At 66.2% G+C, this 26,709-nt stretch carries 25 protein-coding genes and 1 pseudogene; 11 read left to right on the top strand and 15 right to left on the bottom strand.

The window, feature by feature from the left end:
* Positions 1-49: 49 nt before the first annotated feature.
* Positions 50-1,648: a malate synthase A gene (gene aceB / locus AC5RUF_RS08785; protein ID WP_494130315.1), complete on the top strand. Its 1,599-nt coding sequence runs from the start codon at positions 50-52 to the stop codon at positions 1,646-1,648.
* Here aceB and AC5RUF_RS08780 read toward each other — a convergent pair.
* Positions 1,645-2,754, bottom strand: coding sequence for an alpha/beta hydrolase (locus AC5RUF_RS08780; RefSeq protein ID WP_494130373.1), 1,110 nt, complete (start codon positions 2,752-2,754; stop codon positions 1,645-1,647). The two genes, aceB and AC5RUF_RS08780, sit on opposite strands and share 4 nt — an antisense overlap.
* Position 2,755: 1 nt before the next feature.
* On the bottom strand, positions 2,756-3,919 hold the full coding sequence (locus AC5RUF_RS08775; RefSeq protein WP_494130314.1) for an alcohol dehydrogenase catalytic domain-containing protein: 1,164 nt from the start codon (positions 3,917-3,919) through the stop codon (positions 2,756-2,758).
* A gap of 164 nt (positions 3,920-4,083) precedes the next feature.
* On the opposite strand from AC5RUF_RS08775, the gene AC5RUF_RS08770 reads away from it, so the two are divergent.
* Both AC5RUF_RS08770 and ald read left to right on the top strand, forming a co-directional pair.
* Positions 4,084-4,548 carry a helix-turn-helix domain-containing protein gene (locus tag AC5RUF_RS08770; RefSeq protein ID WP_494130313.1) on the top strand — a complete coding sequence of 155 codons (465 nt, stop codon included), beginning with the start codon at positions 4,084-4,086 and terminating at the stop codon, positions 4,546-4,548.
* Between the two features lie 172 nt (positions 4,549-4,720).
* A complete protein-coding gene (ald, locus tag AC5RUF_RS08765; RefSeq protein WP_494130312.1) occupies positions 4,721-5,839 on the top strand; it encodes an alanine dehydrogenase in 1,119 nt (372 codons plus the stop codon).
* Positions 5,840-5,907: 68 nt separating this feature from the next.
* On the opposite strand, the gene AC5RUF_RS08760 is transcribed toward ald, so the two are convergent.
* On the bottom strand, positions 5,908-7,242 hold the full coding sequence (locus tag AC5RUF_RS08760; RefSeq protein WP_494130311.1) for an MFS transporter: 1,335 nt from the start codon (positions 7,240-7,242) through the stop codon (positions 5,908-5,910).
* Between the two features lie 295 nt (positions 7,243-7,537).
* Here AC5RUF_RS08760 and AC5RUF_RS08755 point away from each other — a divergent pair, with 295 nt between their 5' ends.
* The gene (locus tag AC5RUF_RS08755) at positions 7,538-7,996 is read left to right on the top strand and encodes a hypothetical protein (protein ID WP_494130310.1); all 459 of its coding nucleotides are present in this window, start codon (positions 7,538-7,540) and stop codon (positions 7,994-7,996) included.
* Here AC5RUF_RS08755 and AC5RUF_RS08750 read toward each other — a convergent pair.
* On the bottom strand, positions 7,993-8,598 hold the full coding sequence (locus AC5RUF_RS08750; RefSeq protein ID WP_494130309.1) for a TetR/AcrR family transcriptional regulator: 606 nt from the start codon (positions 8,596-8,598) through the stop codon (positions 7,993-7,995). The genes AC5RUF_RS08755 and AC5RUF_RS08750 overlap by 4 nt on opposite strands.
* Before the next feature lie 112 nt (positions 8,599-8,710).
* Between AC5RUF_RS08750 and AC5RUF_RS08745 the strand changes: the two genes are divergently transcribed.
* On the top strand, positions 8,711-9,271 hold the full coding sequence (locus AC5RUF_RS08745; RefSeq protein ID WP_494130372.1) for an NADPH-dependent FMN reductase: 561 nt from the start codon (positions 8,711-8,713) through the stop codon (positions 9,269-9,271).
* A 163-nt stretch (positions 9,272-9,434) separates the two neighbouring features.
* On the opposite strand, the gene AC5RUF_RS08740 is transcribed toward AC5RUF_RS08745, so the two are convergent.
* Complete coding sequence (locus AC5RUF_RS08740; RefSeq protein ID WP_494130308.1) at positions 9,435-9,623, bottom strand: hypothetical protein; 189 nt, start codon at positions 9,621-9,623, stop codon at positions 9,435-9,437.
* A 32-nt stretch (positions 9,624-9,655) separates the two neighbouring features.
* Complete coding sequence (locus AC5RUF_RS08735) at positions 9,656-10,615, bottom strand: lantibiotic dehydratase C-terminal domain-containing protein (protein ID WP_493997249.1); 960 nt, start codon at positions 10,613-10,615, stop codon at positions 9,656-9,658.
* Positions 10,616-11,084: 469 nt separating this feature from the next.
* On the opposite strand from AC5RUF_RS08735, the gene AC5RUF_RS08730 reads away from it, so the two are divergent.
* Entirely contained in the window at positions 11,085-12,053 is a 969-nt protein-coding gene (locus tag AC5RUF_RS08730; RefSeq protein WP_493997248.1) for a helix-turn-helix transcriptional regulator, read from the top strand.
* A gap of 71 nt (positions 12,054-12,124) precedes the next feature.
* The gene (locus AC5RUF_RS08725; protein WP_494130307.1) at positions 12,125-13,420 is read left to right on the top strand and encodes an aminotransferase-like domain-containing protein; all 1,296 of its coding nucleotides are present in this window, start codon (positions 12,125-12,127) and stop codon (positions 13,418-13,420) included.
* Positions 13,421-13,500: 80 nt separating this feature from the next.
* Here the strand turns inward: AC5RUF_RS08725 and AC5RUF_RS08720 are convergent, their stop codons facing one another.
* The 4 genes from AC5RUF_RS08720 to AC5RUF_RS08705 all read right to left on the bottom strand — a co-directional run bounded on the left by AC5RUF_RS08720 (position 13,501) and on the right by AC5RUF_RS08705 (position 18,616).
* The gene (locus AC5RUF_RS08720; RefSeq protein ID WP_494130306.1) at positions 13,501-15,039 is read right to left on the bottom strand and encodes a dihydrolipoamide acetyltransferase family protein; all 1,539 of its coding nucleotides are present in this window, start codon (positions 15,037-15,039) and stop codon (positions 13,501-13,503) included.
* 71 nt (positions 15,040-15,110) lie between these two features.
* Positions 15,111-16,085 (bottom strand): alpha-ketoacid dehydrogenase subunit beta, encoded by a 975-nt coding sequence (locus AC5RUF_RS08715; protein WP_494130305.1) that lies wholly within the window; start codon positions 16,083-16,085, stop codon positions 15,111-15,113.
* Positions 16,082-17,332 carry a pyruvate dehydrogenase (acetyl-transferring) E1 component subunit alpha gene (gene pdhA / locus AC5RUF_RS08710; protein WP_494130304.1) on the bottom strand — a complete coding sequence of 417 codons (1,251 nt, stop codon included), beginning with the start codon at positions 17,330-17,332 and terminating at the stop codon, positions 16,082-16,084. The genes AC5RUF_RS08715 and pdhA overlap by 4 nt, the downstream gene beginning before the upstream one ends.
* Before the next feature lie 144 nt (positions 17,333-17,476).
* Entirely contained in the window at positions 17,477-18,616 is a 1,140-nt protein-coding gene (locus tag AC5RUF_RS08705) for a histidinol-phosphate transaminase (protein ID WP_494130303.1), read from the bottom strand.
* 41 nt (positions 18,617-18,657) lie between these two features.
* Here AC5RUF_RS08705 and AC5RUF_RS08700 point away from each other — a divergent pair, with 41 nt between their 5' ends.
* Positions 18,658-19,071, top strand: a complete 414-nt coding sequence (locus tag AC5RUF_RS08700) for a phage holin family protein (protein ID WP_493997776.1) — start codon at positions 18,658-18,660, stop codon at positions 19,069-19,071.
* Positions 19,072-19,197: 126 nt separating this feature from the next.
* Here the strand turns inward: AC5RUF_RS08700 and AC5RUF_RS08695 are convergent.
* Positions 19,198-19,376, bottom strand: a pseudogene (locus tag AC5RUF_RS08695) (IS481 family transposase); the annotation flags it as partial.
* Between the two features lie 180 nt (positions 19,377-19,556).
* On the opposite strand from AC5RUF_RS08695, the gene AC5RUF_RS08690 reads away from it, so the two are divergent.
* Positions 19,557-20,849, top strand: coding sequence for a NucA/NucB deoxyribonuclease domain-containing protein (locus tag AC5RUF_RS08690; RefSeq protein WP_494130302.1), 1,293 nt, complete (start codon positions 19,557-19,559; stop codon positions 20,847-20,849).
* 525 nt (positions 20,850-21,374) lie between these two features.
* Here AC5RUF_RS08690 and AC5RUF_RS08685 read toward each other — a convergent pair.
* The 4 genes from AC5RUF_RS08685 to AC5RUF_RS08670 form a co-directional block, all read right to left on the bottom strand.
* Complete coding sequence (locus AC5RUF_RS08685; protein WP_494130371.1) at positions 21,375-21,647, bottom strand: integrase core domain-containing protein; 273 nt, start codon at positions 21,645-21,647, stop codon at positions 21,375-21,377.
* Positions 21,648-21,722: 75 nt separating this feature from the next.
* The gene (locus tag AC5RUF_RS08680; RefSeq protein ID WP_494130301.1) at positions 21,723-21,845 is read right to left on the bottom strand and encodes a hypothetical protein; all 123 of its coding nucleotides are present in this window, start codon (positions 21,843-21,845) and stop codon (positions 21,723-21,725) included.
* 622 nt (positions 21,846-22,467) lie between these two features.
* Positions 22,468-23,754 carry a WXG100 family type VII secretion target gene (locus AC5RUF_RS08675; RefSeq protein WP_494130300.1) on the bottom strand — a complete coding sequence of 429 codons (1,287 nt, stop codon included), beginning with the start codon at positions 23,752-23,754 and terminating at the stop codon, positions 22,468-22,470.
* A 4-nt stretch (positions 23,755-23,758) separates the two neighbouring features.
* Positions 23,759-24,001, bottom strand: a complete 243-nt coding sequence (locus AC5RUF_RS08670; protein WP_494130299.1) for a hypothetical protein — start codon at positions 23,999-24,001, stop codon at positions 23,759-23,761.
* 247 nt (positions 24,002-24,248) lie between these two features.
* Between AC5RUF_RS08670 and purB the strand changes: the two genes are divergently transcribed.
* Both purB and AC5RUF_RS08660 read left to right on the top strand, forming a co-directional pair.
* A complete protein-coding gene (gene purB, locus AC5RUF_RS08665) occupies positions 24,249-25,664 on the top strand; it encodes an adenylosuccinate lyase (protein WP_494130298.1) in 1,416 nt (471 codons plus the stop codon).
* 255 nt (positions 25,665-25,919) lie between these two features.
* A complete protein-coding gene (locus AC5RUF_RS08660; RefSeq protein ID WP_494130297.1) occupies positions 25,920-26,597 on the top strand; it encodes a PadR family transcriptional regulator in 678 nt (225 codons plus the stop codon).
* The last annotated feature ends 112 nt before the right edge of the window (positions 26,598-26,709 follow it).

Raw genomic sequence — 26,709 nt, 5'->3', positions numbered from 1 at the left:
GGATCACCTATCCGCACCCCACCGGGGCACCGTTCACAGGAGAAGCATCATGGCCATTGAAGTAACCGATCCAACCCCCGCGGAAGGATCGGAGCACATCCTGACCCCCGAGGCGCTGGAATTCATCGAAGAACTCCACCGCCGGTTCCGCGCCACCCGCGACGAGCGCCTTGCCGCACGCACGGTCCGCCGGCAGGAAGTCTCCGCCAGCGGCACCCTGGATTTCCTGCCCGAGACTGCAGACATCCGCAACGGCGACTGGAAGGTCGCCGAGGCTCCCGCAGCCCTGCAGGACCGCCGCGTGGAAATGACCGGCCCGGCCTCCCCCGCGAAGATGGCCATCAACGCCCTGAACTCCGGGGCCAAGGTCTGGCTTGCCGACCTCGAGGATGCCTGCACCCCCACCTGGCACAACGTCGTTGATTCCCAGGTGAACCTCTACCGGGCGGCCCGCGGAGACCTTTCCTTCACCTCGCCCGAGGGCAAGGAATACGCGCTGCGCTCCGACGCGCCGCTCGCCGTCGTCGTGATGCGTCCGCGCGGCTGGCACCTGCCCGAAAAGCACGTGCTGATCGACGGCGAACGCGCCGTGGGTGCGCTGGTGGACTTCGGCCTGCACTTCTTCAACAACGCCAAGCAGCTGCTGGAGAACGGACAGGGTCCGTACTACTACCTGCCCAAGATGGAGAGCCACCTCGAGGCCCGGCTCTGGAACGACGTCTTTACCTTCGCCGAGGAGTACGTGGGCGTGCCGCACGGCTCGGTCCGCGCCACGGTGCTGATTGAAACCATTCCGGCCGCCTTCGAGATGGAGGAGATCCTCTACGAGCTGCGCGACCACGCCTCGGGCCTGAACGCCGGCCGCTGGGACTACCTGTTCAGCATGATCAAGGTCTTCCGGGATGCCGGGAAGTCCTTCCTCCTGCCGGACCGGGCGGACGTCACCATGACCGCGCCGTTTATGCGCGCCTACACCGAGCTGCTGGTCAAGACCTGCCACCGCCGCGGTGCCTTCGCCATGGGCGGCATGGCCGCCTTCATTCCCAACCGGCGCGAACCCGAAACCACGGCGAGCGCGCTTGAGAAGGTCAAGGCGGATAAGACCCGCGAGGCCGGCGACGGCTTCGACGGCTCCTGGGTGGCCCACCCGGACCTGGTGGCTACCTGCCAGGAGGTCTTTGACGGAGTGCTCGGCGACAAGCCGAACCAGGTGGACCGCCTGCGCGAGGACGTTTCCGTCACCGCCTCGGATCTGCTGGACGTCAGCACCGCGGAAGGCTCCATTACGGAGGCCGGACTGCGCTCCAACCTGTACGTGGCCGTGAACTACGTGGCCATCTGGCTCTCGGGCAACGGCGCCGTGGCCATCCGCAACCTGATGGAGGACGCCGCCACCGCGGAAATCTCCCGCTCGCAGGTCTGGCAGCAGGTCCGCAACCAGGTGGTGCTGGAAGACACCGGCGAGACCGTGACCGAGGAGCTGGTCACCCGGATCCTGGCCGAGGAAACCGAGCGGCTCCGCAGCGAGGTGTCCGAGGACATGTTCACCGGGTACTTCGAGCCGGCAAGCCGGATGATCGGCGAAATCAGCCTGTCCCCGGACTACCCGGACTTCCTGACGCTGCCGGCCTACGAGCTGATCGACTAGGAGCCGGTGTCCGTGACGGCAGGATCCGCGGCCCGGCCGCGGGTCCTGCTGCGGCCGGGAAGGTCGCGCAGATAGCCGCCGCCCCAACTGGTGATGGCATTAAAGGCGTGCGCGCGGACCGGTGGGGCGGAGAGAAACACGTCGTGCATGGCGTTGGGGATCCGCACCACGCTCACCGTGGAGCCGAGGGACAGCGCCCGGTGTGCCACCACGTTCACGTCCAGCGCGACGTCGGAGCGCTCGGCATCCTCCGACCACCGCGGATGCAGGTAGCTTTTGTCCGAAAGCAGCACCAGCACGGGCATCTCCAGCCGCAGGCCCGCAGCCACCGTGGCCTGCGCGGAAAAGACCGCGTTCAAAAACGCCACCGTGACAGGGAACCCCCGGACCGGCCGCCACTCAGTGTTGTAATGCCACTCGCCGCCGAACGCCGCTGACACCGTACGGGTGTAGATGCCCGGATCCACCGGGGGCAGCGGCATGCGCGGGCGGCGCTGGGCCTGCAGGCTGACCAGCGGGGAGATCATGCGGCGGGCCAGTTCCGTGGCCTGGAACTCCAGCCACGGGCTGTTCAGGATCAGGGCGTCGGCCCGGCCCGGACGGCGGTAGGCCCAGGTGGCGAGGATGAGCCCTCCGGTGGAGTGCCCCAGCAGGATCAGCGGCGGCGCGTCCGGGGCACGCTGGCCCATGGCCTCCAGCGCGGCTTCCAGGTCCGCGTCATAGTCGCTGAGGTTCTGCACATACCCCGGTTCCTGCCCCGGACGCAGGCTGCGGCCGTAGTTGTGCAGGTCCAGGGCGAAGAACCGGGCACCCTGCGCCGCCCAGTAATAGGCCAGTTCGGTCTGGAAGAAGTAGTCGGACCAGCCGTGTACGTAGAGCACATCCGGCCCGCCTTCCCGCAACGTGGCCGGGAACTGCCGCACGCCGTCGGGAAGCGCGCCGTCCGGGAGCACGCCGTCCGGGAGCACGCCGTCCGGGAGCGGGACCGCGGCGTGCTCCGGCGTGTAGCGGACCAGGGTCGCCACCCTGCCGCCGGGCAGGTCCAAGGTCAGCTGCTCGAACCCCGGTCCCAGAATGTCCGGCTGCCAGCGGTGCTGCCCGTGCAGGTCAGTCACGGGTTCCGGCGTCCCCGTCTTGTCCGTGCTCCCCGAACAGAATGACCTGCCGGATAGCCTTCCCATCTGCGAGGGTGTCCATGGCGGCGTTGATGTCTTCGAGCGCAATGGTTGAGGAGACCAGTTCCTCCACCGGCAGCTTCCCCTCCCGCCAGAGCTGTGCGTAGACGGGGATGTCGCGGGCCGGAACGGCGGAGCCGAGGTAGCTGCCGATGACGGTCCGCGCCTCCGCGGTGAGGGTCAGCGGGGTGATTTCGGCCGTCTGGTCCGGGCCGGGGAGGCCCACGGTCACGGTGGTTCCGCCGGGAGCGGTGAGCCGCACGGCGGTTTCAAAGGCCCGCGGGTGCCCTGCTGCTTCAATGACCAGCGCGGGGCGGATTCCGGCGTCGAGCGCTTCCTGCGGGGTGTAGGCGGCGGTGGCGCCCAGTTCCCGGGCACGCGCGAGCTTTTCGGGCAGGGCGTCAATGCCGATCACGCTGCGCACGTCCAGCGACAGCGCGGTCAGCAGTGCCGCCATTCCGACGCCGCCCAGGCCCACAATCGCCACGTCGTCGTCCTTGCCCGGCCGGGCGGGATTCAGCACCGCGCCGCCGCCGGTGAGCACGGCGCACCCGAGCAGGGCGGCCACGTGCGGCGGAATGTCGTCATCAACCGGAACCACGGACTTGCGGTTGACCACCGCGTGGGTGGCGAAGCCGGAGACCCCCAGATGGTGGCGCACTACCTCCCCGTCAGGACCGTGCAGGCGCATTCCACCATCCAGCAGGGTGCCGGCATTGTTCGCGGCCGACCCCGGAATGCACGGCATCTTCCCATCCGTCCGGCAGCCGGCACACTCGCCGCAACGGGGCAGGAAGGCCATCACCACCCGCTGTCCCACCGCCAGGTCCTGCACGCCCTCGCCCAGTTCTTCGACCCTGCCGGCGGCCTCATGTCCCAGCAGCATGGGCAGCGGCCGCACGCGGCTGCCGTTCACCACGGACAGGTCCGAGTGGCAGAGGCTGGCCGCCTCGATCCGGACTAGGATTTCCCCGGGGCCCGGCGGGTCCAGCTGCAGCTCCCGGACCGCCACGGGCCGCGACCGGGCATAGGGGCGCTCGGCGCCGATGGTTTCCAGGACCGCTCCGCGGATGGATCTGGTGCCGTTGCTGGCCATGAACTCTCCCTTGAAATTCCTGCCGTGCTGCTGCTGTGCCGACGCGTGCCGCGGGCCGGTTGCCGGCCGCGGATCGCTTCCTTCCGCCATTCCATCATGTCCGGCCCGTTCCAACACGGCACCGGTGCCTGAAGGCGGTGCATTCCTTTGGCAAGATTAGGGCCATGAGTGAGAGTTCCCGAACCATACCGGCACTGCCGGACAAGGACATCCGCGCGCTGAAGCGGGCACTGGCCGCCGGTGATGTCACAGTCTTCGTGGACGGCACCGCGCTGCGCCTGCCGGACACCGCCCGGGATGCCGTGCTGGAGCTGCTCTCGCGCCTGGCGGACGGAAACCCGGTGAGCATCTCCGCGGCTGCCGCCGCTCCGGCGGAGGCCGTGCCGCTGCCCGCCGGGCCTATGCCGCTGCTGACCACCTCGCAGGCGGCCGCCGCGGCAGGCATTTCCCACACCTACCTGCGCAACCTCACCGATGCGGGCATCATTCCGGTGGAGTACCGCGGTTCCCACCGCCGCATCCGGATGGAGGATGTCCAGGCCTGGCTGGATTCCCAGAAAGCGGCGAAGGAGGCCAAGGCCGCCCGGCTGCAGGCACACAACCCGCCCGCCGGTCCGGCCGCCGGCTAGGCACGGTCCGGACGCGGACCACGCGCGGGGCGTGTTTGGGGAAAGCGTCTCCGGCGCCGGGACCGGGCGGAAACTGGTGAGGGGGCGGCCTGCCCGTGCGGACGGCGGGCATCTATGCTGGGGCTGTGTCGGCGGACACCCCGCCGGCTGACCCTACTGACGGAGCAATACTGTGATCATCGGTATCCCCAAGGAAATCAAGAACAATGAATTCCGCGTAGCTATAACAGCCTCGGGCGTGCATGAGCTGCGCACCCATGGCCACCAGGTGCTGGTACAGAGCGGTGCCGGCACCGGTTCCAACATTACGGACGCGGAGTACACCGCGGCCGGAGCGCAGATCCTCGACTCAGCCGACGACGTCTGGGCCCAGGCTGCCATGATCCTCAAGGTCAAGGAGCCGGTGGCGTCCGAATACCGGCACTTCCGGCCGGGCCTGATCCTCTTCACCTACCTCCACCTGGCTGCCGAGCCGGAGCTCACCGCGGCGCTCCTGGACAGCGGCGTCACGGCGATTGCCTACGAAACCGTGCAGCGCGGACGCACCCTGCCGCTGCTGGCCCCCATGTCCGAAGTCGCCGGACGCCTTTCGGTGCAGGTGGGAGCGCAGTCCCTGATGGCTCCTGCCGGCGGGCCCGGCCTGCTGCTGGGCGGCGTACCGGGCGTACGTCCGGCAAAGGTGGTGGTGCTGGGCGCAGGAGTTGCCGGGACCAACGCGGCGGCGGCCGCCGTCGGAGCCCACGCCGATGTGACGGTCCTGGACATCAACATTGACCGCCTCCGTGAACTGGACGAACTGTACGCAGGCCGGATCAAGACGGTTGCCTCCAACGCGTTCGAGATCGAACGGGCCGTGGTGGACGCCGACCTGGTGATCGGCTCGGTACTGGTTCCCGGGGCAAAGGCCCCCAAGCTCGTCACCAATTCCACGGTGTCCCGCATGAAGCCGGGCAGCGTCCTGGTGGACATTGCGGTGGATCAGGGCGGCTGCTTTGAGGACAGCCACCCCACCACGCACGAGGATCCCACCTTCCGGGTGCACGGATCGCTGTTCTACTGCGTGGCCAACATGCCCGGGGCGGTGCCCAACACCTCCACGTACGCGCTGACCAACGTCACCCTGCCGTATGCGGTGGCGCTGGCCAATCTCGGAGTCGCCGCTGCCTTCGAGAAGTACCCGGACCTGGCCCACGGCCTGAACATCGCCGGCGGCCGGGTCACGCATTCCTCCGTTTCGGCCGCACACGGGCTGGAGCTGGCCGCGGACTGGCCCGAACTCGTGGCCTCGTAGCGGCAGCGCCGGGCGGATCCGGGGACTCTCGCGCTCCCGGACCCGCCCGGCTTCCGCCGCACCTGCCGCTAGTGCGCCGGCGCGGCCTCCCTGGCCGGCTCACGCAGCACCGGCTGGCCCAGCAGGGAAATAACGACGGCGCCCAGCGCCATCGGGATCACGAACAGGAAGTACAGGTCCCCGGGAGTCCAGCCGCCGTCCATCAGGGCGCCGGCCAGGATGGGGGAAGCGATGGCGCCTACCCGTCCCATTCCGATCACCAGGCCCAGCGCGGTGCCGCGGATCTCGCCGGTGTAATAGGTGGGACTGATGGCCAGCATGCCGGCAATCGGCGCATTGGAGCCAAAGCCCACCAGGGCGGCGGCGAACAGCGCCCAGCCCAGTGAGCCGGTGGTTGAGTTGGCAAAAACCACAAACGAGGCCGCGCCGGCCAGGAAAAACACCGCCAGGACTTTGCGCATGGGGAACCGGGCTCCGAACAGGCCCAGCATCACCCCTCCCACGATCGCCCCCACACTGAACAGCACACCGGCGTTGATGCCGTCCTGGGCCGTGAAGCCGCTGGCGGTGATCAGCTTGGGCGTCCAGGAGTTCGCAAAGTAGAAACTGCCCATCAGGACGAAATAGGCCAGGGCCAGCAGGATGGTGCGCCGGGCGTTGTAGCCGGTCAGCACATCTGCGAAGCGGGATGTTTTTTTCTGCTCGCGGATCACCGGCTCCGGAAGCAGCTCCACTGCCGGCTGCCCGATGGCGCGAAGGCTGGCATTGACCCGGGCCAGGGCTCCCGCCGGCCGGCGGGCCAGCAGATAGTCCACCGATTCCGGAAAGACCTTCAGCACCAGCGGAATCATCAGGAAGGTCACCACCGCGCCGAACAGGAAGGCCGAACGCCAGCCGTAGTGGCTGATCAGCACGCCGCTGATCAAACCGCCCAGCACGCCGCCGATGGGCTGGCCGATGCTGACGATCGCCAGCGCCGTGGAACGCCGTTTCGCGTTGGAGAACTCGGAGGCAAACACGCTGATGGTGGCCTGCAGCGTGCCGATGGCGACGCCGGTCACCAGGCGCAGGATCATCAGCACCGCATAATTGGGGGCGAAAAAGGACGCCAGCATTCCGGCCCCCACAACGCATATCCCTATCAGCAGCGTCCGCTGGCGCCCGATGATGTCAGCCACGGTGGAGACGAAGATGGATCCAACTGCCATGCCGATCAGCGCAGCGCTGAGCAGGTAGCCCAACTGGGCGCCGTTGAGCCCCCATTCCGCCTCCACATGGCTGGCGCTGAAGGCCATGACCAGGACGTCGAAACCGTCAATCATGTAAAGGGCTGTGCAGATGCCGATGATCGCCACCTGACGGGGGCTCATCGGGGCAGCTTCGATCCGGTCCTTGAGGTGCATCAGACAAAGCTAACCGAGGTTTGCCTCACACCCGCATTCGGGTCCCTGCATGACCGGGAACCCACCTGCCGCATCCGCTCCCGGCGCTTGTCCCGGCGGCGGCAGACTCGCTTGTCAGCCCGCGAAGTTCACAATATGATCATCTCTGGTCAAGACGTGGCCAGCTGTTTTTGCACAGCCGTATCCCCTTTACTTCCTAGGAACAAGTGCCGTTTCGCCACGTCAGTCCCCCGGACGCCATCCCCATTTCGCACGTGCCAGCCTCCGCCCGGATCCTTGCCCCGGCGGTGTCCCGGTGAACCCCGCTCTCGATCCGGACGATGATGCACGCCGCCAGTCGGACCCGGACTCCTCCACCCCGGATGTATCCCCCGGCTACTTTCCCCGGCTGCTTTCAGCGGCGGCCTTGGTATCGCACGTCGCGAGCGACGGCGCGCTGGAACGTTTCGGCCTCAACCGCAGCAGTTTCGCCATCCTGGGCCACCTCGAGACGGCTCCGGCCGGAGAACGCGTCCTGGCTGAACGTGCCGGCCTGACACGCCAGGCCGTCCGCCAGGAGCTCCTTGCCCTGCAGTCCTCCGGGTACGTTGCCGGGGAGGACTCCTGGTCCATCACGGACACCGGCCGCAAGGTAGTGAAGTGCGCACAGCTGGCCGAGGCGGAAATCACCCTGGACGCCGAGGACAGCCAGGAGCTGCGTAAGGCGTTGCGCTCCCTGATCGCCTCGCTGGGCTTGGAGCAGCCGGACCGCTAGCCGGCCGGCTGTCCGCCTTTCCCGGTCACGGCGCCCACCAGATCCGCCCAGGCCTTTTCGAGCCGCTCCTGGGTCATGCCGGCGTCCTCCCGGAGATGCAGCAACAGGCCGGCGTCCAGGAAGGCTGCCAGCTGATAGCCGGCCAGCTGCGGATCGGGCACCGATCCGGCCAGCCGCAGCAGCCCGGTGACATGCTCGAGGGCGGCGCGGCGCGAAGGATGCCGGTACCGGGCCCGCGGATCGACGTCGGCCGCCCGCGCCAGCTCACTGTTGGCGGCCAGCAAGCGCAGCCTCTGTATGCCGAAAGCCTCCAGCCGCGCCGCCGGCGGGGCGCCTGGACCCAGGGGCGGCGGTCCCGAGAAGCATGCGGCAAGAAAACCCCGCTCCACCTGCTCCAACAGCGCCTGCATCAGCCGGGCGCGGTTTCCGAAGCGGCGGAACACCGTGCCCTTACCCACACCGGCCCGGCGGGCCAGCCGGTCCATGGTGAGGGCATCCGCACCGTCCTCGGCCAACAGCTGCGTGGCTGCCTCCAGCAGAAGGCGGTGGTTGCGGGCCGCATCCTTCCGCACGCCGCCTGCCCCGCGTGTGCTCCCTGTCACGGCGTCATTGTAACCCTCCGGGAATATATCCGGACCATGGTCCGTTTAAGCGTTCGAAGACAGACCCGCGTCCGTGCCTTGGGGGAGAGCACGGCCTAGACAGGAGTTCCAAATTTTGAGCACCACCATCCTGACCCTTGTCGGCAGCCTCCGTGCCGGATCCATCAACCGCCAACTGGCCGAAGTGGCCGCGGCCGGCGCCCCTGAAGGCGTTGACGTCCTGGTTTTTGACCGGCTGGGTGAGATCCCCTTCTACAACGAGGACATCGACGCCGAGGGGCTGGTCCCCGAGGGCGCCGTTGCCCTGCGCGAAGCGGCTGCGTCCTCCGACGGATTGCTCCTGATCAGCCCCGAGTACAACGGCACCATGCCTGCGGTCCTGAAGAACGCCATCGACTGGCTGTCCCGCCCGTTCGGTGCCAGTGCCGTGTCCGGGATGCCCACTGCCGTCATCGGCGCGGCCTTCGGCCAGTACGGCGGCGTTTGGGCCCAGGACGACGCCCGGAAGTCCGTGGGGATCGCCGGCGCCCGCGTAGTGGAAGAAGTGCGCCTGGCCATCGGCGGTTCGGTCACGCGGTACGCCGAGGTGCACCCCAAGGATGATCCGGATACCGTGGCGCAGCTCAACGAGGCCGTCCGGATCCTTGCCGAGGCTTCCGTGTCCGTCGGCTAGGACGGTGCCTGCAGTTCCTGCTGCCTCAAAACCAGGTGGGCACAAACAGCCCAAAGAGAAGGGACGGACCGTTGCGGCCCGTCCCTTCTCTTTATGCTTTCTCTCTAAGCTTCGCTTTGCGGGGAACGCTGCCGTTCCTTCAGTCGCGAATGCCCGGTCCGCCTCAGTACCAGGCCTGGTCTGCCCAGGCGGCGTCCCGCAGGTACTCACGCGCCGGCGCAACGTTCCAGGCCTCGCCGAACGGTTCCAGGACTCCTATGTCCCGCATGTCGGCCAGCAGATCCTCCGAACAGCCCAGGACTGTCCCGAGCTCCTGGGCGTCTGCCACCACTACCTCTTCTGCATCGGCCACCGGATGGGCCCCCTTCCCAAATGTGTCCACGATCAGCGTTTGTCCAGCATTGCGGATTCCCGTTCCGGGCTCCAGGTCCGCGCATAGAGCCCCATGGCTGCTTCCTCCCGCAGGCTGAGGCCCAAACGGTTGAGGAGCATGTGCGCCTGGTACACCGTCAGGTGCTGTGCACTGCGGCTGAGCCGGGCTTTGTCGGCCCGGTAGAGATAAGTGTCAATGCCGCGGAACCAGCGGCGGCGCCAGTTTTCCACGGCCGATTCGGCTGCCGTGGCTGCCATGAGCCTGTGCGTGGGCATGACCTTGGCGCCTACCTGCACCTGCATGGCCTGCCGCACCCCGGCTGCCCGCGGGCCGAAGCCGGCCGTGCAGCTGCGCAGGTGGCTGTCCCAGTAGTAGTCCCATGACAGGCGGCGCCGGTCCGGCCAGGCCGAGGCCCGCGGACCCTTCATCATGCTCCGCGCGGCATCAAAAAGCAGCAGTGAACCGAGTGCCCAGCGGTTCTGGACCTTGGGGAAGCGGGCAGTGGCCCAGCTGGCGAGGTCCGAGGACAGTTCAAACACTTCTTCGGCGAGGGAGAGGCCTTCCACTCCGCCGTACTTGGCCAGGTCCGCTTCCACCCGCGGATCCTGGGGCTCCCCGCCGCCGGGGCTGAGCCGGTCCGTGGCGGGTTCGGAAAGTTGCTGGCTGGTCTCCAGATGGCCGATGACTCCGCTGGACTGTTCCTGCAGCGCCACCAACAGTGACTGCAACCGATCCAGGGTCTCGGTTGTGGCCAGCACGCGCATCTTGACGTGCGCGAAGGCCGGATCCGAGCAGCGCGTGTAATACCACCGCTGTGCTCCGAGGATCTGGGCCTGTGCCGCCAGCGGGGTAACCAGTTCTCCAATGATGCCGTCCGCTACATCGAAGCCCCCCGTATGGACGGAGAGAGACCACCAATGAGTGCCGGTTTGCGTCCGTGAGGCTGGTCGAACTGCAGCTAGCTGGCTCATGTGTGTCTTTCCCCTCGGGGTCGGTTACCGCCGCTGGGCGGACCTGCTTGTGTTATTTCCTGTGTTCGGCCCACCGGGGGCCGATGGTTAGAACCAATCCCAGCTCTTCATGATTGCTGTCCCCCTTGTGTCTCTTGGCTGTTGCTCAGCCGGCGCCTTGATATGACTCCGAAAGCTTCCCCCGCCATCGGCCGGACTGTAAATAGCCTCCGCTGCCCGGTTCCGGACATGTCCGGTTCCGGACCCCGGACGCTGCCTGGCGTTCCCTCAAGAGCACACAGCCCATGGGAGACCCGGCGGACTGTCGTCCCTTGTGGGAGCGCACGCCGTCGTTGGCATTAACCGGCCATGTCCGACTTTTTGCAGTGTGTTGTCGACATAAAGCACTTTCGTCACGTGCGGTCCGGAATCGGGGTCTGCTGGGTAGGGTAGCGATTGGGGATTCCACCTTGCTTTGAAAGGATGCGCCGTGCTGTCTCAGGTTTCGCTCGACGTCTACCGTTTTGCCGTCAGCCGTCCGGGATGGACGGCCGAGGACGCTTCGGAGGCACTGGGATATACCAGCCGGGCTATTGATGCCGCCATCGCCGAACTCACGTCCCGGTGCCTGCTGCTGGCCCAGGCTACCGACTGCCCCAGCTACACGGCGGTTTCCCCGGATGTGGCGCTGGCCGAGCTGGTGGATCCGGACGAGCGGACCCTGCTGGAACTGCGCAGCCGGATCAACGCGCGGCGCCGGGAAATGGCCGCACTGACGCCCGCCTACGTGGAGGCGCGCAAGCGCCTCGCGGCGGACTCCTCCGTGGAAGTGGTGGAGGACCAGGACAAGGTCCAGCGGGTGCTGATCGAATACGGGCGCAGCGCCACGGACCGGGTCCTGATTGCCCGTCCGGGCCAGGGCGCGAATGCCGATATCCATGAGGAGAGCGTGCAGAAGGACCTGGACCTGCTGCGCAGCGGCGTCCGCCGGCAGACGTTGTACCACTCCAGCACCCGGGACCATGTCCCCACCCGGAAAGCGGTGGAAACCATTACCGCCGCCGGCGGCCAGTTCCGCACCCTGCCGTACATGCCGCTGCGCACCCTGATCTTCGACGAAAAGGTGGCCGTGGTGGCCCGCCAGCTGCATCCCGGCGACGTCGCGGGCCTGGTCATCCGGGATCCAAACCTGATCCGGATTTTCGGCCTGCTGTTCGATTTCGCCTGGGGGCTGGCCGAGCCGTTCCTGTCCGAGAGCCCCGGACGGGACGAGCTCACCAGCACGCAGCGTTCGGTCCTCACCGCCCTCGCCGCCGGGTATTCGGATGAGGCGATTGCCCGGCGCGTGGGCATCAGTGTCCGGACCTGCCGGCGGCACATTGCCTGGATGCTGGAAGAGCTCGGAGCGGAAAGCCGCTTCCAGGCCGGAATCAAGGCACACAAAGCGGGCTGGATTTAGACCCCCTCGAACGCCAGGTGTACGAAACAGCCGTTGCATAGCAGTCAACCTGCGGGGTTAGCATGGGAGGCATGACCCGCGAGGAATTCTCCGATGCCGCAGAACTGCCCGTCGACACCATGGCCGCCCTGGAGCGTGCGGCCGGCTCCCACCGCCATGAAATGCTGTTCTCCAACCGTGCCTTCCATATCAAGCAGTCAGCAGTCCGTGACGTGTTCGATATTTCCATCCGGCCCGGCCTGATTTCCCTGGCCGGCGGCAGTCCGTACCTGCGCTCACTGCCCCTGGAGGACCTGGGCCGGACGGCGCAGAAGATCATTGCCGAGCACGGACTCGAGGCGCTGCAGTACGGCGGTGGGCAGGGGATGGAAGAGCTGCGGGCGCAGGCCTGCCAGGTCATGGCCGCCGAGGGGATCCTCGACGCCGATCCGGCGGACATAGTCATCACCACCGGCTCACAGTCGGCCCAGGACGTGGCGGCGAAGGTTTTCTGCGATCCCGGCGACGTCATTCTCTGCGAAGACCCCACCTATGTGGGTGCACTCAATGCCTTCGAGGCCTATGAAGTGGACGTGCAGTCCGTTCCGATGGACGACGACGGTCTGGTTCCCGAGGCGCTCGAGCAGCGCATCGGCGAACTGCTCGCCGAGGGCAAAACCATCAAGCTGCTGTACACGATTCCCAGTTTCAACAATCCCAGCGGCGTCACGCTGAGCGCCGCGCGCCGGCAGTCGGTGGTGGACATCTGCCGCCGCCACAACATCCTGGTCCTGGAGGACAACCCGTACGGCCTGCTGCGTTTCGACGGCGAACCGCTGGCACCCATGCGGGCGGACAATCCCCAGGACGTGCTGTACCTGGGCTCATTCTCGAAGATCTTCGCCCCGGGGGTACGCCTCGGGTGGGCACTGATCCCCCGCCACCTCTACCGCCGCTTCTACCTGGCCTGCGAAGCCGTGGTCCTCTGCCCCTCTCCGCTGACCCAGATGCTCGTCTCGGCCTACCTGCGTGAGTACGACTGGATGGGGCACGTGCGCGACTCCCGGGCACTGTATGCCGAGCGCTGCGCGGCCATGCTCGAGGCACTGGACGAGCACATGCCCGAAGGAGTCACTTGGACCCGCCCGGACGGCGGATTCTTCATCTGGATGACCCTGCCCGAAGGCGTGGACAGCTACCCCCTGCTTTATCAAGCGATCGACGCCGGCACGGTCTTCATCCCCGGAGCGGCATTTACACCCGGGGAGGGTCCGTCCAACAAGCTTCGCCTGGCGTTCAGCGCGGTATCCTCCGAAGACATTGCCGAAGGCGTCCGCCGGCTGGCACCGATCCTCACGGCCGCGATCGAAGCCGTGCGGGTCCGCTAGGGCACTATCCGTTAGGGCAGCACTGTCCGCGGGAGGTGCGGGGATCCGTATCTCCCGCGGAGCAGAGCCGGAAATCCCCGTCAGTCCAGCAGCAGGGCCGGTTCCTCCAGGATGGACGCGACATCCGCCATGAAGCGGGCCGACAGGTCGCCGTCGACCACCCGGTGGTCGAAGGACCCGCCAAGGGTGGTGATCCAGCGCGGTACCACTTCGCCGTCCACCACCCACGGCTTCTGCTTGATGGTGCCGAAGGCCACGATGGCTACTTCGCCCGGGTTGATGATGGGCGTTCCGGTGTCGATGCCGAGCGAGCCGATGTTGGTAACGGTCAGCGTGCCGCCCTGCATGTCGGCCGGCGGGGTCCGACCCTCCCGCGCCGTGGCCGCCAGGGTGTTGATGGCAACGGCGAGCTCCTTCAGGGAAAGGTTCTGGGCATCCTTGATGTTCGGCACCATCAGCCCGCGCGGCGTGGCTGCGGCGATGCCGAGGTTCATAAAGTGCTTCACGAGGATCTCGTCGCCGGCCCAGGTGGCATTCACCGACGGGTTCCGCGCGGCGGCCCAGATCACCGCCTTGACCAGGACCAGCAGCGGGGAAACCTTGATCCCCTCGAAGTCCTTGGAGGTTTTCAGCCGCTTGACGAACTCCATGGTCCGCGAGGCATCCACGTCCACGAAAATGCTGACGTGCGGTGCAGAGAAGGCGCTTTCCACCATGGCTTTTGCGGTGGCCCGGCGGACGCCCTTTACAGGAATCCGCTCAATCCGGGAGTCGCGCTTTCCGTTTTCCGCGGCCCAGAACCGGCCGGCGGACTCCCGCTCGGCCTCGCGCTGTGCCTGGTAGCTCATCAGGTCCTGCTTGGTGACTTCGCCGCTGGCCCCGGTGGCGGGAACGTCCGCCAGGTTGATGCCCAGGTCCTTGGCGGCCTTCCGGACCGGCGGCTTAGCCAGCACCCGCTGGATCAAACGGTTAACCCGCTCCTGGACCACGGCAGCTGCCGTCGTGGCGGTGGACGCCGCCGACCCCGCCGCCGGGGAAACGGCGGCGGGCGCTGTCGCAGCGGAAGTTGATGCGGGAGTGGAAGGCTTAGGGGCGGCCGTCGGGTGCGCGGCTTCCGCCGGAGCCGGCACGGCAGCCGGGTTCGCCGCTGCGTCCGGCGCCGCAGCGCTGGTGGGGCCGCGGCGCGGGCGGCGGCGGACGGCGTCGGGCTTGGGACCGGTGCCCGTCAGGGACGCCGCGGGAGCTTCGGAAGCCGGACCGGCTTCAGTCGCGGCCCCTCCCCCGGTGCTGCGCGTGGGCGTTGTGCCTCCAGCCCCGCCGGTTGCCGCGGACCCTGCCCCGGTGCCGTCCGCGCCGGACCCGGCGTTGGCGCCCGCACTGCCCACCGTGACACTGATGATGGGCGTGCCGACATCCACCGTCTCGCCTTCGGCCACCATCAGCGCGGAAACCGTGCCCGCGTACGGCGAAGGAAGCTCCACCAGGGACTTGGCGGTTTCGATCTCCACGATGACGTCATTGACGGCAACCGTGTCTCCCGGCTGCACTTTCCACTGCACGATGTCCGCTTCGGTCAGGCCTTCGCCCACGTCCGGCAGGTTGAATGTCTTTTCAGTCATGGCTTCTCGATCTGTGTCTGGGCTGGGAGGAAACAGCGGGGCGGTGCCTTGGGGTCGGACGGCGGGATGCCTCAGTAGGCGAAGGAGCGGTCCAGTGCCTCGAGGAGCCGGTCGATGTCCGGCAGATAGTGTTCCTCGACCTTGGCCACCGGGTAGGGCATGTGGAACCCGCCGACGCGGAGCACGGGTGCTTCCAGGGACAGGAACGCCCGTTCGGCCACGCGGGCGGCAATCTCGCCGCCGATGCCGCCGAAAGTCGGTGCCTCGTGCGTAACGATCAGCCGGCCGGTCTTTTTCACCGACGCGGTGACGGTATCGAAATCGATGGGTGAGATGGAGCGCAGGTCCACCACTTCCACGGAACGGCCGTCCTCTTCGGCTGCGGCAGCGGCGGCCAGGGCTACGGGCACCAGCGGGCCATACGCCACGATGGTGGCATCGGAACCCTCACGCACCACGTGCGCGGAGAACGGGTCCGACGTCGGCGCGGACGTATCGACCTCGCCCTTGAGCCAGTAGCGGCGCTTGGGTTCGAACACGATCACCGGGTCCTGGCAGGCCACGGCCTGCTGAATCATCCAATAGGCGTCCTGCGGGTTGGACGGCGTGATGATGCGCAGCCCCGCCGTGTGGGCGAACAGGGCTTCGGGGGATTCCGAGTGGTGCTCGATGGACCCGATGCCGCCGCCGTAGGGAATGCGGATCACCACCGGCGCGCTCAGGGCGCCCTCGCTGCGCGAATGCATTTTGGCCAGCTGGGTGGTGATCTGGTTGAAGCCCGGGAAGACAAAACCGTCGAACTGGATTTCGCAGACGGGCAGGTAACCGCGCAGGGCCAGACCGATGGCGGTGCCGATGATGCCGGATTCGGCCAGGGGCGTGTCCATCACGCGGTCCGCACCGAAGTCCGCCTTGAGGCCTTCGGTGATCCGGTAGACGCCGCCCAGGGAACCGATGTCCTCGCCCATCAGCAACGACTTGGGGTGGGTCTCGAGCGCGGCGCGCAGTCCGGCGTTGATGGCCTTGGCCATGGTCATGGTGCTCATGCAGTGTGCTCCCGGGAAGCGGAGGTGGTGGTGGAACCGGCGCCCGTGCCGGCAGCCGGATGTGCGGCGTCGTCCCCCGAGTCGGCAAAGCCGGCTTCATACCGGCGGTGGGCGTCCAGTTCCTCGCGGATCAGCGGGTGTGCCTCGGCGTATACGTCGGCGAAGGCGTCCTCGAATCCGGGAGCTTCCATGTGCTGCACGTTCTCCCGCAGCCGAACCGCCATGCTGGCGCCCTCCTGGCGGAGTTCTTCGAAGAACGCGTCATCCACGAGGCCCTGGCTGCGCAGGAACTTCTCCATCCGCAGCAGTGGGTCGCGGTCCAGCCAGGCTTCCTCGTCCGCACTGAGGCGGTACTTGGTGGGATCGTCCGCCGTCGTGTGCGCGCTCATGCGGTAGGTGAAGGCCTCGATGAGGACGGGGCCGCCGCCGGACCGGGCGTGCTCGAGCGCCCAGCGGGTGACGGCGTGGACGGCCAGGACGTCGTTGCCGTCCACGCGCACGCCCGGGAAGCCGTAGCCCTGGGCGCGGTTGGCCAGCGGAATCCGGGACTGGACCTCGGTGGGCACGGAGATGGCCCAGTGGTTGTTCTGGCAGAAGAACACCACCGGCGCATTGTAGGAAGCGGCGAAGACCATGCCCTCGTGCACGTCGCCCTCGGAGCTGGCGCCGTCGCCGAAGTAGGCCACTGTGGCCGCCTCGGGGAGTTTGGGATCCACCAGCCGGTCGCGGGCCATGCCCATGGCGTAGCCGACGGCATGCGGCACCTGCGCGGCCAGCACCAGTGTGTAGAGGTGGAAGTTTGCTTCACGCGGATCCCAACCGCCGTGCGAGATACCGCGGAAGCGGCGCAGCAGGTGCGCCAGCTCCAGGCCGCGTGTGTAGGCGACACCGTGTTCGCGGTAGGTGGGGAAGACATAGTCCTGGGGCTGCAAGGCGCGTCCCGAACCTATCTGGGCGCCCTCCTGGCCGGTGAGCGGAACCCACATCACCAGTTCGCCCTGGCGCTGGAGCGCGGTGGCCTCCTCATCAAAGCGCCGGACCAGGAACATGTCCCGGTAGAACCCGCGCAGCTGCTCCGGGCTCAGGTCCTTGACGTACTCGCTGTACGTTTCATCCTGCCGGAGCTGGCCGTCGATGGTGAGCAACTGGACCATATCCGGGACAGGATTGTCTTCGGGTGCACCCATCAGGGATTGCTCTGATCCGGCAGAGTCGAACTCACTTGCCGGCAGGTGTCCTACGTCCATGCCTACTCCTCGCCCGGACAGCCGAAAGCCGCGCCTGCGTTGTAAATATGCCTTGCGGGGAATACATTCCCTGTTTTGCATATATGTGGAAGTTACTCCCCAAAGCCTAACGACGGCGCGGCTTCCGACCCTACTTAGGACCCGCTAGGAAACCTTCGGGCCTTTTGTATAAGTCGCACATAAAGCGAGGAACCGGGTGTTGGCTTCCTCCTCGCCGATGGTGACCCGCACGCCCTCCGTGCCGAAGGCCCGTACGGCCAGTGCCTGCTGCTCCGCCAGCGCCGCAAATTCGGGGGTATCCTCACCCAGCCCCAGCCAGACAAAGTTGCCTTGGGCGGCCGGAATCTCCCATCCGAGGGCCTGCAGGCCCTCGACCACGCGGGTCCGTTCCGCCACCAGTCCTTGTATTCTCTCCACAAGTTGGTCGTGGTGCCGCAGGGAGGCGATGGCTGCCTGTTCGGCAATGGTGGAGACGGCGAACGGCACGGCCGCCACGCGCAGGTGCTGCGTGATGTGCGGGTGCGAGATCGAGTAACCGACCCGCAGACCCGCCAGTCCCGCCCCCTTCGAGAACGTCCTCAGCACAACCACGTTGGGACGGCCGCGGTACATGTCCACTCCGTTGACGGCGTCGGGATCGCGCACGAAGTCTTCATACGCCTCATCGATGACCACAATGACGTCCGACGGGACGCGGCCCAGGAAGTCCTCCACCTGGGCCGTGGTCAGGACCGGTCCGGTCGGATTGTTCGGAGTGCAGAGCAGAATGACCTTGGTGCGTTCCGTGATGGCAGCGGCCATGGCGTCCAGGTCATGGGTACCGTCGGCCTTCAGCGGAATCTGCACGCTTTCGGCGCCTGCCAGCCCGACGCTGATGGGGTAGGCCTCAAACGAGCGCCAGGCGTAGATCACCTCGTCCGCCGTGCCGTCCGGATTCCGTCCGGTGAACGTGGCCAGCAGCTGGTTCAACGCACCCAGGCTGCCTCCGCCGGTGACGATGTCCTCGGCAGGAACCTCCAGGAAGGCGGACAGCTCGTTCCGGAGCGCCGTGGAAAGCGGGTCAGGGTAGCGGTTGACGGTGGCGTGGTCATTGATGGCTTCAAGGACCGCGGGAAGCGGCGCGTACGGGTTTTCATTGCTCGAAAGCTTGTAGCTCTCCAACCCGTCGACGACGACCGGTGGCTTGCCCGCCTTGTACTGCGGCAGTTGGCCCACCACGGGCCGCGGTGAGATGGCGGGAGCGGGAACTTCAGCGGCGTCGATGTCATTCTCGGTAGTGGTCATGGCGTTAACACTAATAGCCCGCTATCTGCCAGCATGAGTGCATGGTCACACTGTTTCTGCGGATTGTCTTGAACGCCATAGCCCTTTGGATTGCCTCGTGGCTTCTCCCCGGCCTGACGCTGACCGCGGAAACGGGCAGCATGACCGGTAATTCCACATGGGATACGGTGCTCGCGTACCTCTTCATCGGCTTGATCTTCGGGCTGGTCAACGCCCTGGTCCGGCCGATAGCGCAGGGCCTCACCTTACCCCTGGCCATTCTGACGCTCGGCCTCTTCCGGATCATCATCAACGCCGCCATGCTCGAACTCACCGCGTGGCTCAGCAGCTACACGCCTATCCGGTTTGACGTTGATTCCTTCTTCTGGACGGCCATTTTCGGTGCGGTCATCATTAGTGTTGTTTCCATGGTGCTGGACACCGTGACCGGCGCGCGGAGGCGCAGCCGGCGCTAGCGGGCAGCGCTAGTTGTACTCAGGCACCACGTTAGTTACACGGGTGATGGGTGTTTTGCCTCCGAGGCTGCCGTGCGGGCGGTGGTGGTTGTAGAGGTCTAGCTACGGCCTTGCCGTTCTGCCACGGAACGCGAGCCGGGAGTGGTCGTCCACGGCCACGTGGACGTAGTCGAAGCCGACTCTCCGGCGTTGTGGTTGCGGGCGGACTGGTTCGGGTCTGCCCGCCAGCCGCCGCCGACAGGGATCCGGCCAAGTGTCTTCACGTCGATGCGGATCATGTCTCCGGGAGCGTCGCGTTCGTACCGGCAGTCGGTCGACCGGGCGGCGCGGATCCTGCTCCCGGTCAGCGGACCCAGTTCCCAAAGCTAGGGCATCAAAGCACGGGCGAGGATCCTGGACACCGTCCGGGTACCGACGCGATTATCGCTATCCCTTGATTAATCCACGCTCAGATACCTACCCTCAGCTTGGCTATATTTTCTTAATTGGGGGAAATCATGAGGGAAACGCTCTCGACTGCATTTACCCTGCTCGTACTTACCTTGTTTATAGGACCCAGCCCGGCTGGAGCCCAATCCGATACGACTGCATCTGTCGATTCGATGACGACGATCGGTGGCTCCTCCGAGCTTATCGACACACCTGTACAAGTAACGCCACAGTCATTAGTAGCGAACGGTCTGGAAACGAGGAAGGGCCAGGGGGAGTGCCCTCAGCCCCTGGAAGGGCAAACAGTCTCCTGCATCACCTCGAATCCCAAGGACGAGAGCAAATCGGTGTCGGATTTAATGTCGAAGCGAATAAAAGCAAAAGATGCCGCGAATCCCAGTGAGCCCGAAATAACGCCTTTCGCAATTCAACCAGTTCCTTCATTCTGTCAACAAGCGACAAACAGATATGTTGCGAACCGGACAGACTCCTGCGGTGTCTTCTCAACGAATGGTGTTGCCCGCGTCACCGGAACAATGGAGTTTCTCGAAGTAAGTTACATCTACACTTCCGCCCGAAGCGGGACCTGGGCACACCAGTACGAAATCGTTCCAAGCGTTATCACAGGAGAAGCAGCAGGGATCACAGTGACTGGTACAGCAGCTTGCGCGGGCAGCTGCACTACAGTCAGCTCGTCGATGCCGACCAAAGCGCTGGTGGTTAACCAGTACGTGTCCGGTGAGGCCTACTTCAACACCACCGCCACCGCGGCCGGGGCAGTCGAAAACAGTTCCACTACGTGGACGACGACCTTCAGAACTCCCGGCATCACGAATGCTGTCACTTCGTCGCGGCAATCTATCGCTATCCGATGTGACAACGCATTGCCCGGAAACGTCGGCTGGGGGTGCATCAACCCGCAGATTACCCCCGGGCTAAACTACCAAGGTACTGAGTGGTACGAATTCCGCGACCACATCAATAGGGCTCAAGCCTCAGGTCTTCCAGGTGCTTCCCCGGCGAACCCTTTGACTCGACTCGTGGATACGACGCTGCAGAACCGAAACAGGTCTACTTCCTGCCCGAGCAGCCTGACACGCCCAACCGGGTACGAGTGCGATGAGTACCCGTTTGCTTCAACAAATCAAGGTGGTTTCACCAGTGGAGGCACTGCTCGTGTCTTTGAAAACTGCTTCCTCCCAGCTGGAGGGTCGACCGGCCCACTCGGATTCAGCCGCTGCATGATCCCAGCGGCGCTCAATCGAGAAGCCGGAACTGCTCTGGGTTCCTTCTACCTCTCCGCAAGGGTCATCAACAACGATCCTTTCTATGTTGTGACTTCGCTCTAACGCGGCTGGAGGCAATAGCGTGATCAGATCTGGAAGCTGGATCGTACCTGCGAGTAGCCACAGATTCTCCTTACTGGTATCGCCTCCTCCTGTCGATCAGGCTCGGCTTGTAGAGGCCTTCATGGCGTCTCGACGCCAAGCCGAGCCTGATCCTCTCCAAGATTTGGGACTGCAGGTGGTCACGGGCATTTGGGGAGGGCCAGTGCTAATCAATCTGGAAGTATTGAGCGAGGCACCCACGTTGCTTACCAATGATCATTGGGAAGATGTCGAGGAGACATCGGTCAAGCTCGGTGAAGGCACGCTCACTCTGGGTAATGACGAAGTCAGGTCGATAATGATCGGTTCACTAGAGAGTCAGGACCATCATCGGTACAGATTCCGCATCTACTCCTCCGGTCGGGACATCAACCGAGACCAGATAGTAGAGGAGCCCAGTGAACGCTACCTCCTCCAGTGCTGGCCGGAACCGTTGGGTCGACCTCCGTTAGTTCTTCGCAGCGGCTCATCGTACGGCGGCGGCAATTATGAACCTCGCAGTTTGACGGCGAAAATGCTCCACGACCCGCAAGTTGTGGAGGGCCTTGATACGTGAGTTCGACGTGTAGAGAACCTCATCAGAGGCAGGCCAGATGAGCGGTCGAATTGATGCTGGTGGGATTGGTGCGCAGTCCTGCCACCGAGGCACGATAACGAGGCACCAGCGGAGTCGAAAACCTGCCGGTAGGCGCAGCCTTCCTGCAGGGTGCGGTTGAACCGTTCGGCCTTGCAGTTCTGCCACGGATGCCGGGGCTTGATCGCCCAAACCGGCCAGCACGGACTGGAAATCGTTCGAAAGCCGGTACGCGAAGGCGTTGTCTGTCATGACCCGTTTCACTGGTGCCCGTGGGCTGCCATGAATGCCGCGGCCTGTTCCAGGAACCCGTCGCAGGTGGCCCCTTTCTCATCGGGATGGACTTCGACGAACGCGAGCCGGGAGTGGTCGTCCACGGCCACGTGGACGTAGTCGAAGCCGACTCTCCGGCGTTGTGGTTGCGGGCGGACTGGTTCGGGTCTGCCCGCCAGCCGCCGCCGACAGGGATCCGGCCAAGTGTCTTCACGTCGATGCGGATCATGTCTCCGGGAGCGTCGCGTTCGTACCGGCAGTCGGTCGACCGGGCGGCGCGGATCCTGCTCCCGGTCAGCGGACCCAGTTCCCAAAGCTAGGGCATCAAAGCACGGGCGAGGATCCTGGACACCGTCCGGGTACCGACGCCGGTGCGGGCGGCCGGGTCCGAGGGCCCGGAACGGTGCTCGATGCGGGCTTGAATGACTTTGGCCCATGGGCAACAGGCCGGCCCGCGGTGACGCGCTGGATCAGGATCATTCATCCGGCAGGAGCCAGTCGGGCATTATGGGGGGACATGAAGACCTCTTGGTTTCGGGTGTGTGTGGTAACCACCAAATCTAAGAGGTCTTCACCCATTTCCCGTGTAACTAACGTGCTGTCTCAGTACACCTAGCGGCCGGCGCCCAACACCCGAATGCACCGGGGATCATCTCCTGGACGAGACCCGTCTCACCGGCGGGGCAGGCGTTGAGGTGTACCCCGGTTCGGGACCACGTGCTGCAGCCGGCGCTAGCGGGCAGATGCCTCCCGCTGCGGCAGCGGTTCCCGCTCAAAACGGTACAAGTGCCTGGTGGCCTGCCCCGCTCCCACCGCCAACGACAGCGACCCCAACGCTGTCCGCACCGAAGCATCGTCGCTGGCATCCGCGAGCGCCGCACCGTCGAGGTAGTTCTCCAGCCGGTGCGCCGGGCCCAGGCCGGCCGGCTCCCCTCCGGGGGTGGCAACCGGATCCGTCAGGGTCAGGGTGACCCGGTCCGGGGTATCCGGATTGGGCACGCTGTCGAGCCCCGGGACCCAGTCCCGCTCGTGCTCCAGATGCAGGGCCGGCACACCCGGCGGTAGGTTGGCCGTGCCGGTGGGGCTGCCGGCCGTCAGCACAAAGTCCACCTGATACTGGCTCTCGGTGGCGAGGAACGCTGCGACATTGGCGGCATGGTCTCCGCCCTGGCTGTATCCGGACAGCACCACGGAATTGCCGGCTTCGGCGTTTGCCTGCCGGAGTGCTTCCGCCACGGCAGCGGCAACATACTGGCTTTCGCGGCCCCGGGCCTCTCCCATTCCTGCGAGGTCAAACGGCACGGATCCCCCGTCGGAAAACCAGCCCTGCGTGCCCGGCAGGACGACGACAAAGGTGTGTTTGCCGCCCTCCTCAATACGGAGGACTTCGACCACTCCCGGATCGTTTCCGTCCTTGAGCACCCGCGACCGGGCGAGCAGGCCGGCCGCCGTTCCGTCCAGCCGGATGTTCTCCGACTTCCCGGGAAGCGCGGTTACCGTCACGGGCCGCAGCTCCGTCACCCCTGCGGTCTTCAGCAGCGCCAGGGCCGCCTGCAGAGCCACTTCGTCAGCCACGGAACCCAGCGCGGCCTCCATTTGGCCGCGGGTCGGCACCAGGGTTCCCCCGCTGGCCGGAGGTGCCGGCCAGGGGGACACCGCGCCGGCCCAGGGCATCCGCAGCTGCACCCGACCCTCGGTGGCGGCGTAGCTGCGGGCGCTCTCCCGCACGCCCTCGGTGAGCTCCTCGAGGGCGGCCGCCGATCTCCGCAGGGCGAAAGACGCGTCAAGCATCCGTGCCCGGACACGGTCTGCGGTTACGGAGCCGCCTCCCCATGCTCCAGCCTCCAGCCACAGGCCGTTGACCCGTTGCTCAAGGTTCCGCAGCATGGACGTAGTGGTTCCCAGCCGATCCGCCACCCGTGCAAGATCCTCCAACTGCACCAGCAGTCCGGCCGAACCACCCCTCACTTGGAACGCCGGCTGATCGCGGAGGCTGTCTGCAGCCCCGATGGCACCCATCCGGTCAGCCTCCCGCGATCATCGTGGTCGGGTCCTGTTGCAGATCTGCGGCGGCCGCCCGCAGCTGGTCCGCCACCCACGGCAGTTCCTGAACAGATGCCGCCAACGCGTGCCGGAATGCATCTGCAGCAGGCGATACCCAGCGGACACCCGCCGCCGCGGCCACTTCGTCCTCACGTTGGTCCGTTTCCCCGGCGCAGGACACCAACTGATGCGCGGTTTCCTGTGCATATGCGGCCGCAGCCATTTGATTCATGCGTTCCTCCGCTGTGCTCTTTCACATACCGTGTTGGTGCCGGCCCTGCCCGTGCCCGCCCCACTCAAGTTAGGCACCACGGCCCGCCGCCGACGATGACCGGGCGCAGCGGTGGGGACTCCCCCACCCTCCGGCTCCTACCGGGGGTTCTGTGGAGGAGAGGTCAGCCGACGTCGCCCCCCCCCCCCCCGGAAAGTCACACACCGGTTCCGACGCACCGGCATGAAAGAATTGCCGCATGGCTGAATCTGTTTCCCGTGTATCCCTTGCCTCCGTGACTCCCGCCATCGCCCTGGGCCCCCTGGACGGCCGGTACCGCAGCACTGCAGCACCGCTGGTGGATTACCTGTCCGAAGCCGCCCTGAACCGCGACCGGACCCACGTGGAGGTGGAATGGCTGATCCACCTGACCAGCAACGCCGTTCTTCCCGGCACCAAGCCGCTGAACGCGGAGCAGCAGCACAAGCTGCGCGAAATCGTCACCGGGTTCGACGGCAATTCCGTCACGGAGCTCGGCGAGATCGAGAAGCGCACGGTTCACGACGTTAAGGCCGTGGAGTACTACATTGCGGACCGTTTGGCCGGGGTGGGCATCGAGGAGCTCAAGGCACTGGTGCACTTCGGCTGCACCTCCGAAGACGTCAACAACCTTTCCTACGCACTAGGCATCAAGGGTGCCGTAGAGAACGTCTGGCTCCCCGCCGCCCAGCACCTGGTGGACCAAATCGCTGCCATGGCCGAGGACACCCGCAGCGTTCCCATGCTCTCGCGCACGCATGGACAGCCGGCCACCCCCACTACCCTGGGCAAGGAACTGGCGGTTACGGTGCACCGCCTCTCCCGCCAGCTGCGCCGCATCCGGAACACCGAGTTCCTGGGCAAGATCAACGGCGCCACCGGCACCTACGCAGCCCACTACGCGGCCGTGCCGCAGGCCGACTGGCAGCAGGTGGCGCGCAGCTTCGTGGAGGGCCTTGGCCTGACCTGGAACCCGCTCACCACGCAGATCGAATCCCACGACTGGCAGGCCGAGCTCTACGCCGACATGGCCCGCTTCAACCGGATCCTGCACAACTTCTGCACCGACGTGTGGAGTTACATCTCCATCGGCTACTTCGCTCAGGTACCCGTGGAGGGTGCCACCGGCTCTTCGACCATGCCGCACAAGGTGAACCCGATCCGGTTCGAAAACGCCGAAGCCAACCTCGAAATCTCCAACGGCCTGCTGGACACCCTGGCTTCCACCCTGGTGACCTCACGCTGGCAGCGCGACCTCACCGATTCCTCCTCCCAGCGCAACATCGGCGTGGCCTTCGGCCACTCCCTGCTGGCCATCTCGAACGTGGCGAAGGGCCTGGAGCGCCTGGACGTGGCCGACGCCGTCCTGGCCGCGGACCTGGACACCAACTGGGAGGTGCTCGGCGAGGCCATCCAGATGGTGATGCGCGCCGAAGCCGTGGCCGGCACGCCGGGCATGGAAAACCCGTATGAACGCCTCAAGGACCTCACCCGCGGACACCGCGTGGACGCCGACCGGATGAAGGAATTCATTGCGGGTCTTGGCCTGCCCGCCGAAGCGGAAGAACGCCTGCAGGCCCTCACCCCAGGCAAGTACACCGGAATCGCGGAAGAGCTGGTGGACCACCTCAAGTAGTCCGCCGCTGCGGGCCCTGCGTCTGACACACGAGAAGGCACGATTTACCGTTTTCCAGCCAAAAAACGGTAAATCGTGCCTTCTCGTTTTCCCGGGGCAGTCCGCCCCTGCGGGATCCGGTACCACGAACACACCGGCAGACCCTTGAACTTACGATTGCTCACGATATATCGTGATGTTATTGAAGCGCTTCTTTAGGACTCAGGCTGATGGTCGCGTGACGGCCAGTGCGAACGTCTTCAGAAGGAGAAGGCCATGCATAAATTCCATCCCTTTGACACCCCGCAGGAGGCGGCCCAGGAGCCGAGCCGCTGCCACCGCACCTCGGGAGGGCCGGCAGGCTTCGGCGGATTCGGGCCAGGCGGACCGGGCGGGCTGGGCGGCTTTGGCCCGGGCGGCCCCCGCGGAGCAGGAGCCATGCCCGGCGGCATGCCGTGGCGCGGTCGCGGCAGGGGCCATCACGGACCGGGCGGACGCCGGGCAGGGCGCGGCGACGTGCGCGCAGCCGTCCTGCTGCTGCTGGCCCAGGAGCCCATGCACGGCTATCAGCTGATCCAGGCCATCAGCGAACGCACCAACGGCCGCTGGCAGCCCAGCCCGGGTGCCATCTATCCCACGCTGGCCCAGCTGGAGGATGAAGGGCTGGTTACCATCGAGGTCAACGGCGGCCGCAAACTCGCCAGCCTCACCGAGGAAGGGCGGGCCGCAGCCCAGGCCGAAACCTCGGACCCGTTCGGCGACTTCAACAGGGCCCACAGCGGCCCGGACCTGCGTGCCCTGCTGCACGAGCTCGCAGCGGCCACCCGCCAGGTCGGAATGGCCGGGGACCCGGAGCAGGTGGCCGCCGCCGCGGCCCTGCTGGGCGAGACGAAGCGCTCCCTGTACCTGATCCTTGCCGGCGAAACCCCCGCCGGGCCGGACGAGGCACCGTAAGCGGAGGAAGCCAAAGTCTGAGGAAACCCGAGCCCGAGGAAACCCGTGGCGTGGGGAAACCCGGTTGCCTGCGGGCAGCCCACAGACGACGGCGGGGCCGGGCACTGTGCCC

This window comes from Arthrobacter sp. Y3224198 (genome assembly GCF_059090025.1).
Note: the sequence above shows the minus strand (reverse complement) of the source record. Positions and strands in the feature narration are given on the sequence as shown.

What these genes read in the sequence shown, in the direction of transcription:
- AC5RUF_RS08715 (WP_494130305.1), bottom strand. Translation starts at nt 16,085, where the DNA reads ATGAGCACCATGACCATGGCCAAGGCCATCAACGCCGGACTGCGCGCC.
- AC5RUF_RS08675 (WP_494130300.1), bottom strand. Translation starts at nt 23,754, where the DNA reads ATGGGTGCCATCGGGGCTGCAGACAGCCTCCGCGATCAGCCGGCGTTC.
- pdhA (WP_494130304.1), bottom strand. Translation starts at nt 17,332, where the DNA reads ATGGACGTAGGACACCTGCCGGCAAGTGAGTTCGACTCTGCCGGATCA.
- AC5RUF_RS08760 (WP_494130311.1), bottom strand. Translation starts at nt 7,242, where the DNA reads ATGCACCTCAAGGACCGGATCGAAGCTGCCCCGATGAGCCCCCGTCAG.
- aceB (WP_494130315.1), top strand. Translation starts at nt 50, where the DNA reads ATGGCCATTGAAGTAACCGATCCAACCCCCGCGGAAGGATCGGAGCAC.
- AC5RUF_RS08705 (WP_494130303.1), bottom strand. Translation starts at nt 18,616, where the DNA reads ATGACCACTACCGAGAATGACATCGACGCCGCTGAAGTTCCCGCTCCC.
- AC5RUF_RS08660 (WP_494130297.1), top strand. Translation starts at nt 25,920, where the DNA reads ATGCATAAATTCCATCCCTTTGACACCCCGCAGGAGGCGGCCCAGGAG.
- AC5RUF_RS08775 (WP_494130314.1), bottom strand. Translation starts at nt 3,919, where the DNA reads ATGGCCAGCAACGGCACCAGATCCATCCGCGGAGCGGTCCTGGAAACC.
- AC5RUF_RS08700 (WP_493997776.1), top strand. Translation starts at nt 18,658, where the DNA reads ATGGTCACACTGTTTCTGCGGATTGTCTTGAACGCCATAGCCCTTTGG.
- AC5RUF_RS08720 (WP_494130306.1), bottom strand. Translation starts at nt 15,039, where the DNA reads ATGACTGAAAAGACATTCAACCTGCCGGACGTGGGCGAAGGCCTGACC.
- purB (WP_494130298.1), top strand. Translation starts at nt 24,249, where the DNA reads ATGGCTGAATCTGTTTCCCGTGTATCCCTTGCCTCCGTGACTCCCGCC.
- AC5RUF_RS08770 (WP_494130313.1), top strand. Translation starts at nt 4,084, where the DNA reads ATGAGTGAGAGTTCCCGAACCATACCGGCACTGCCGGACAAGGACATC.
- AC5RUF_RS08670 (WP_494130299.1), bottom strand. Translation starts at nt 24,001, where the DNA reads ATGGCTGCGGCCGCATATGCACAGGAAACCGCGCATCAGTTGGTGTCC.
- AC5RUF_RS08735 (WP_493997249.1), bottom strand. Translation starts at nt 10,615, where the DNA reads ATGAGCCAGCTAGCTGCAGTTCGACCAGCCTCACGGACGCAAACCGGC.
- AC5RUF_RS08725 (WP_494130307.1), top strand. Translation starts at nt 12,125, where the DNA reads ATGACCCGCGAGGAATTCTCCGATGCCGCAGAACTGCCCGTCGACACC.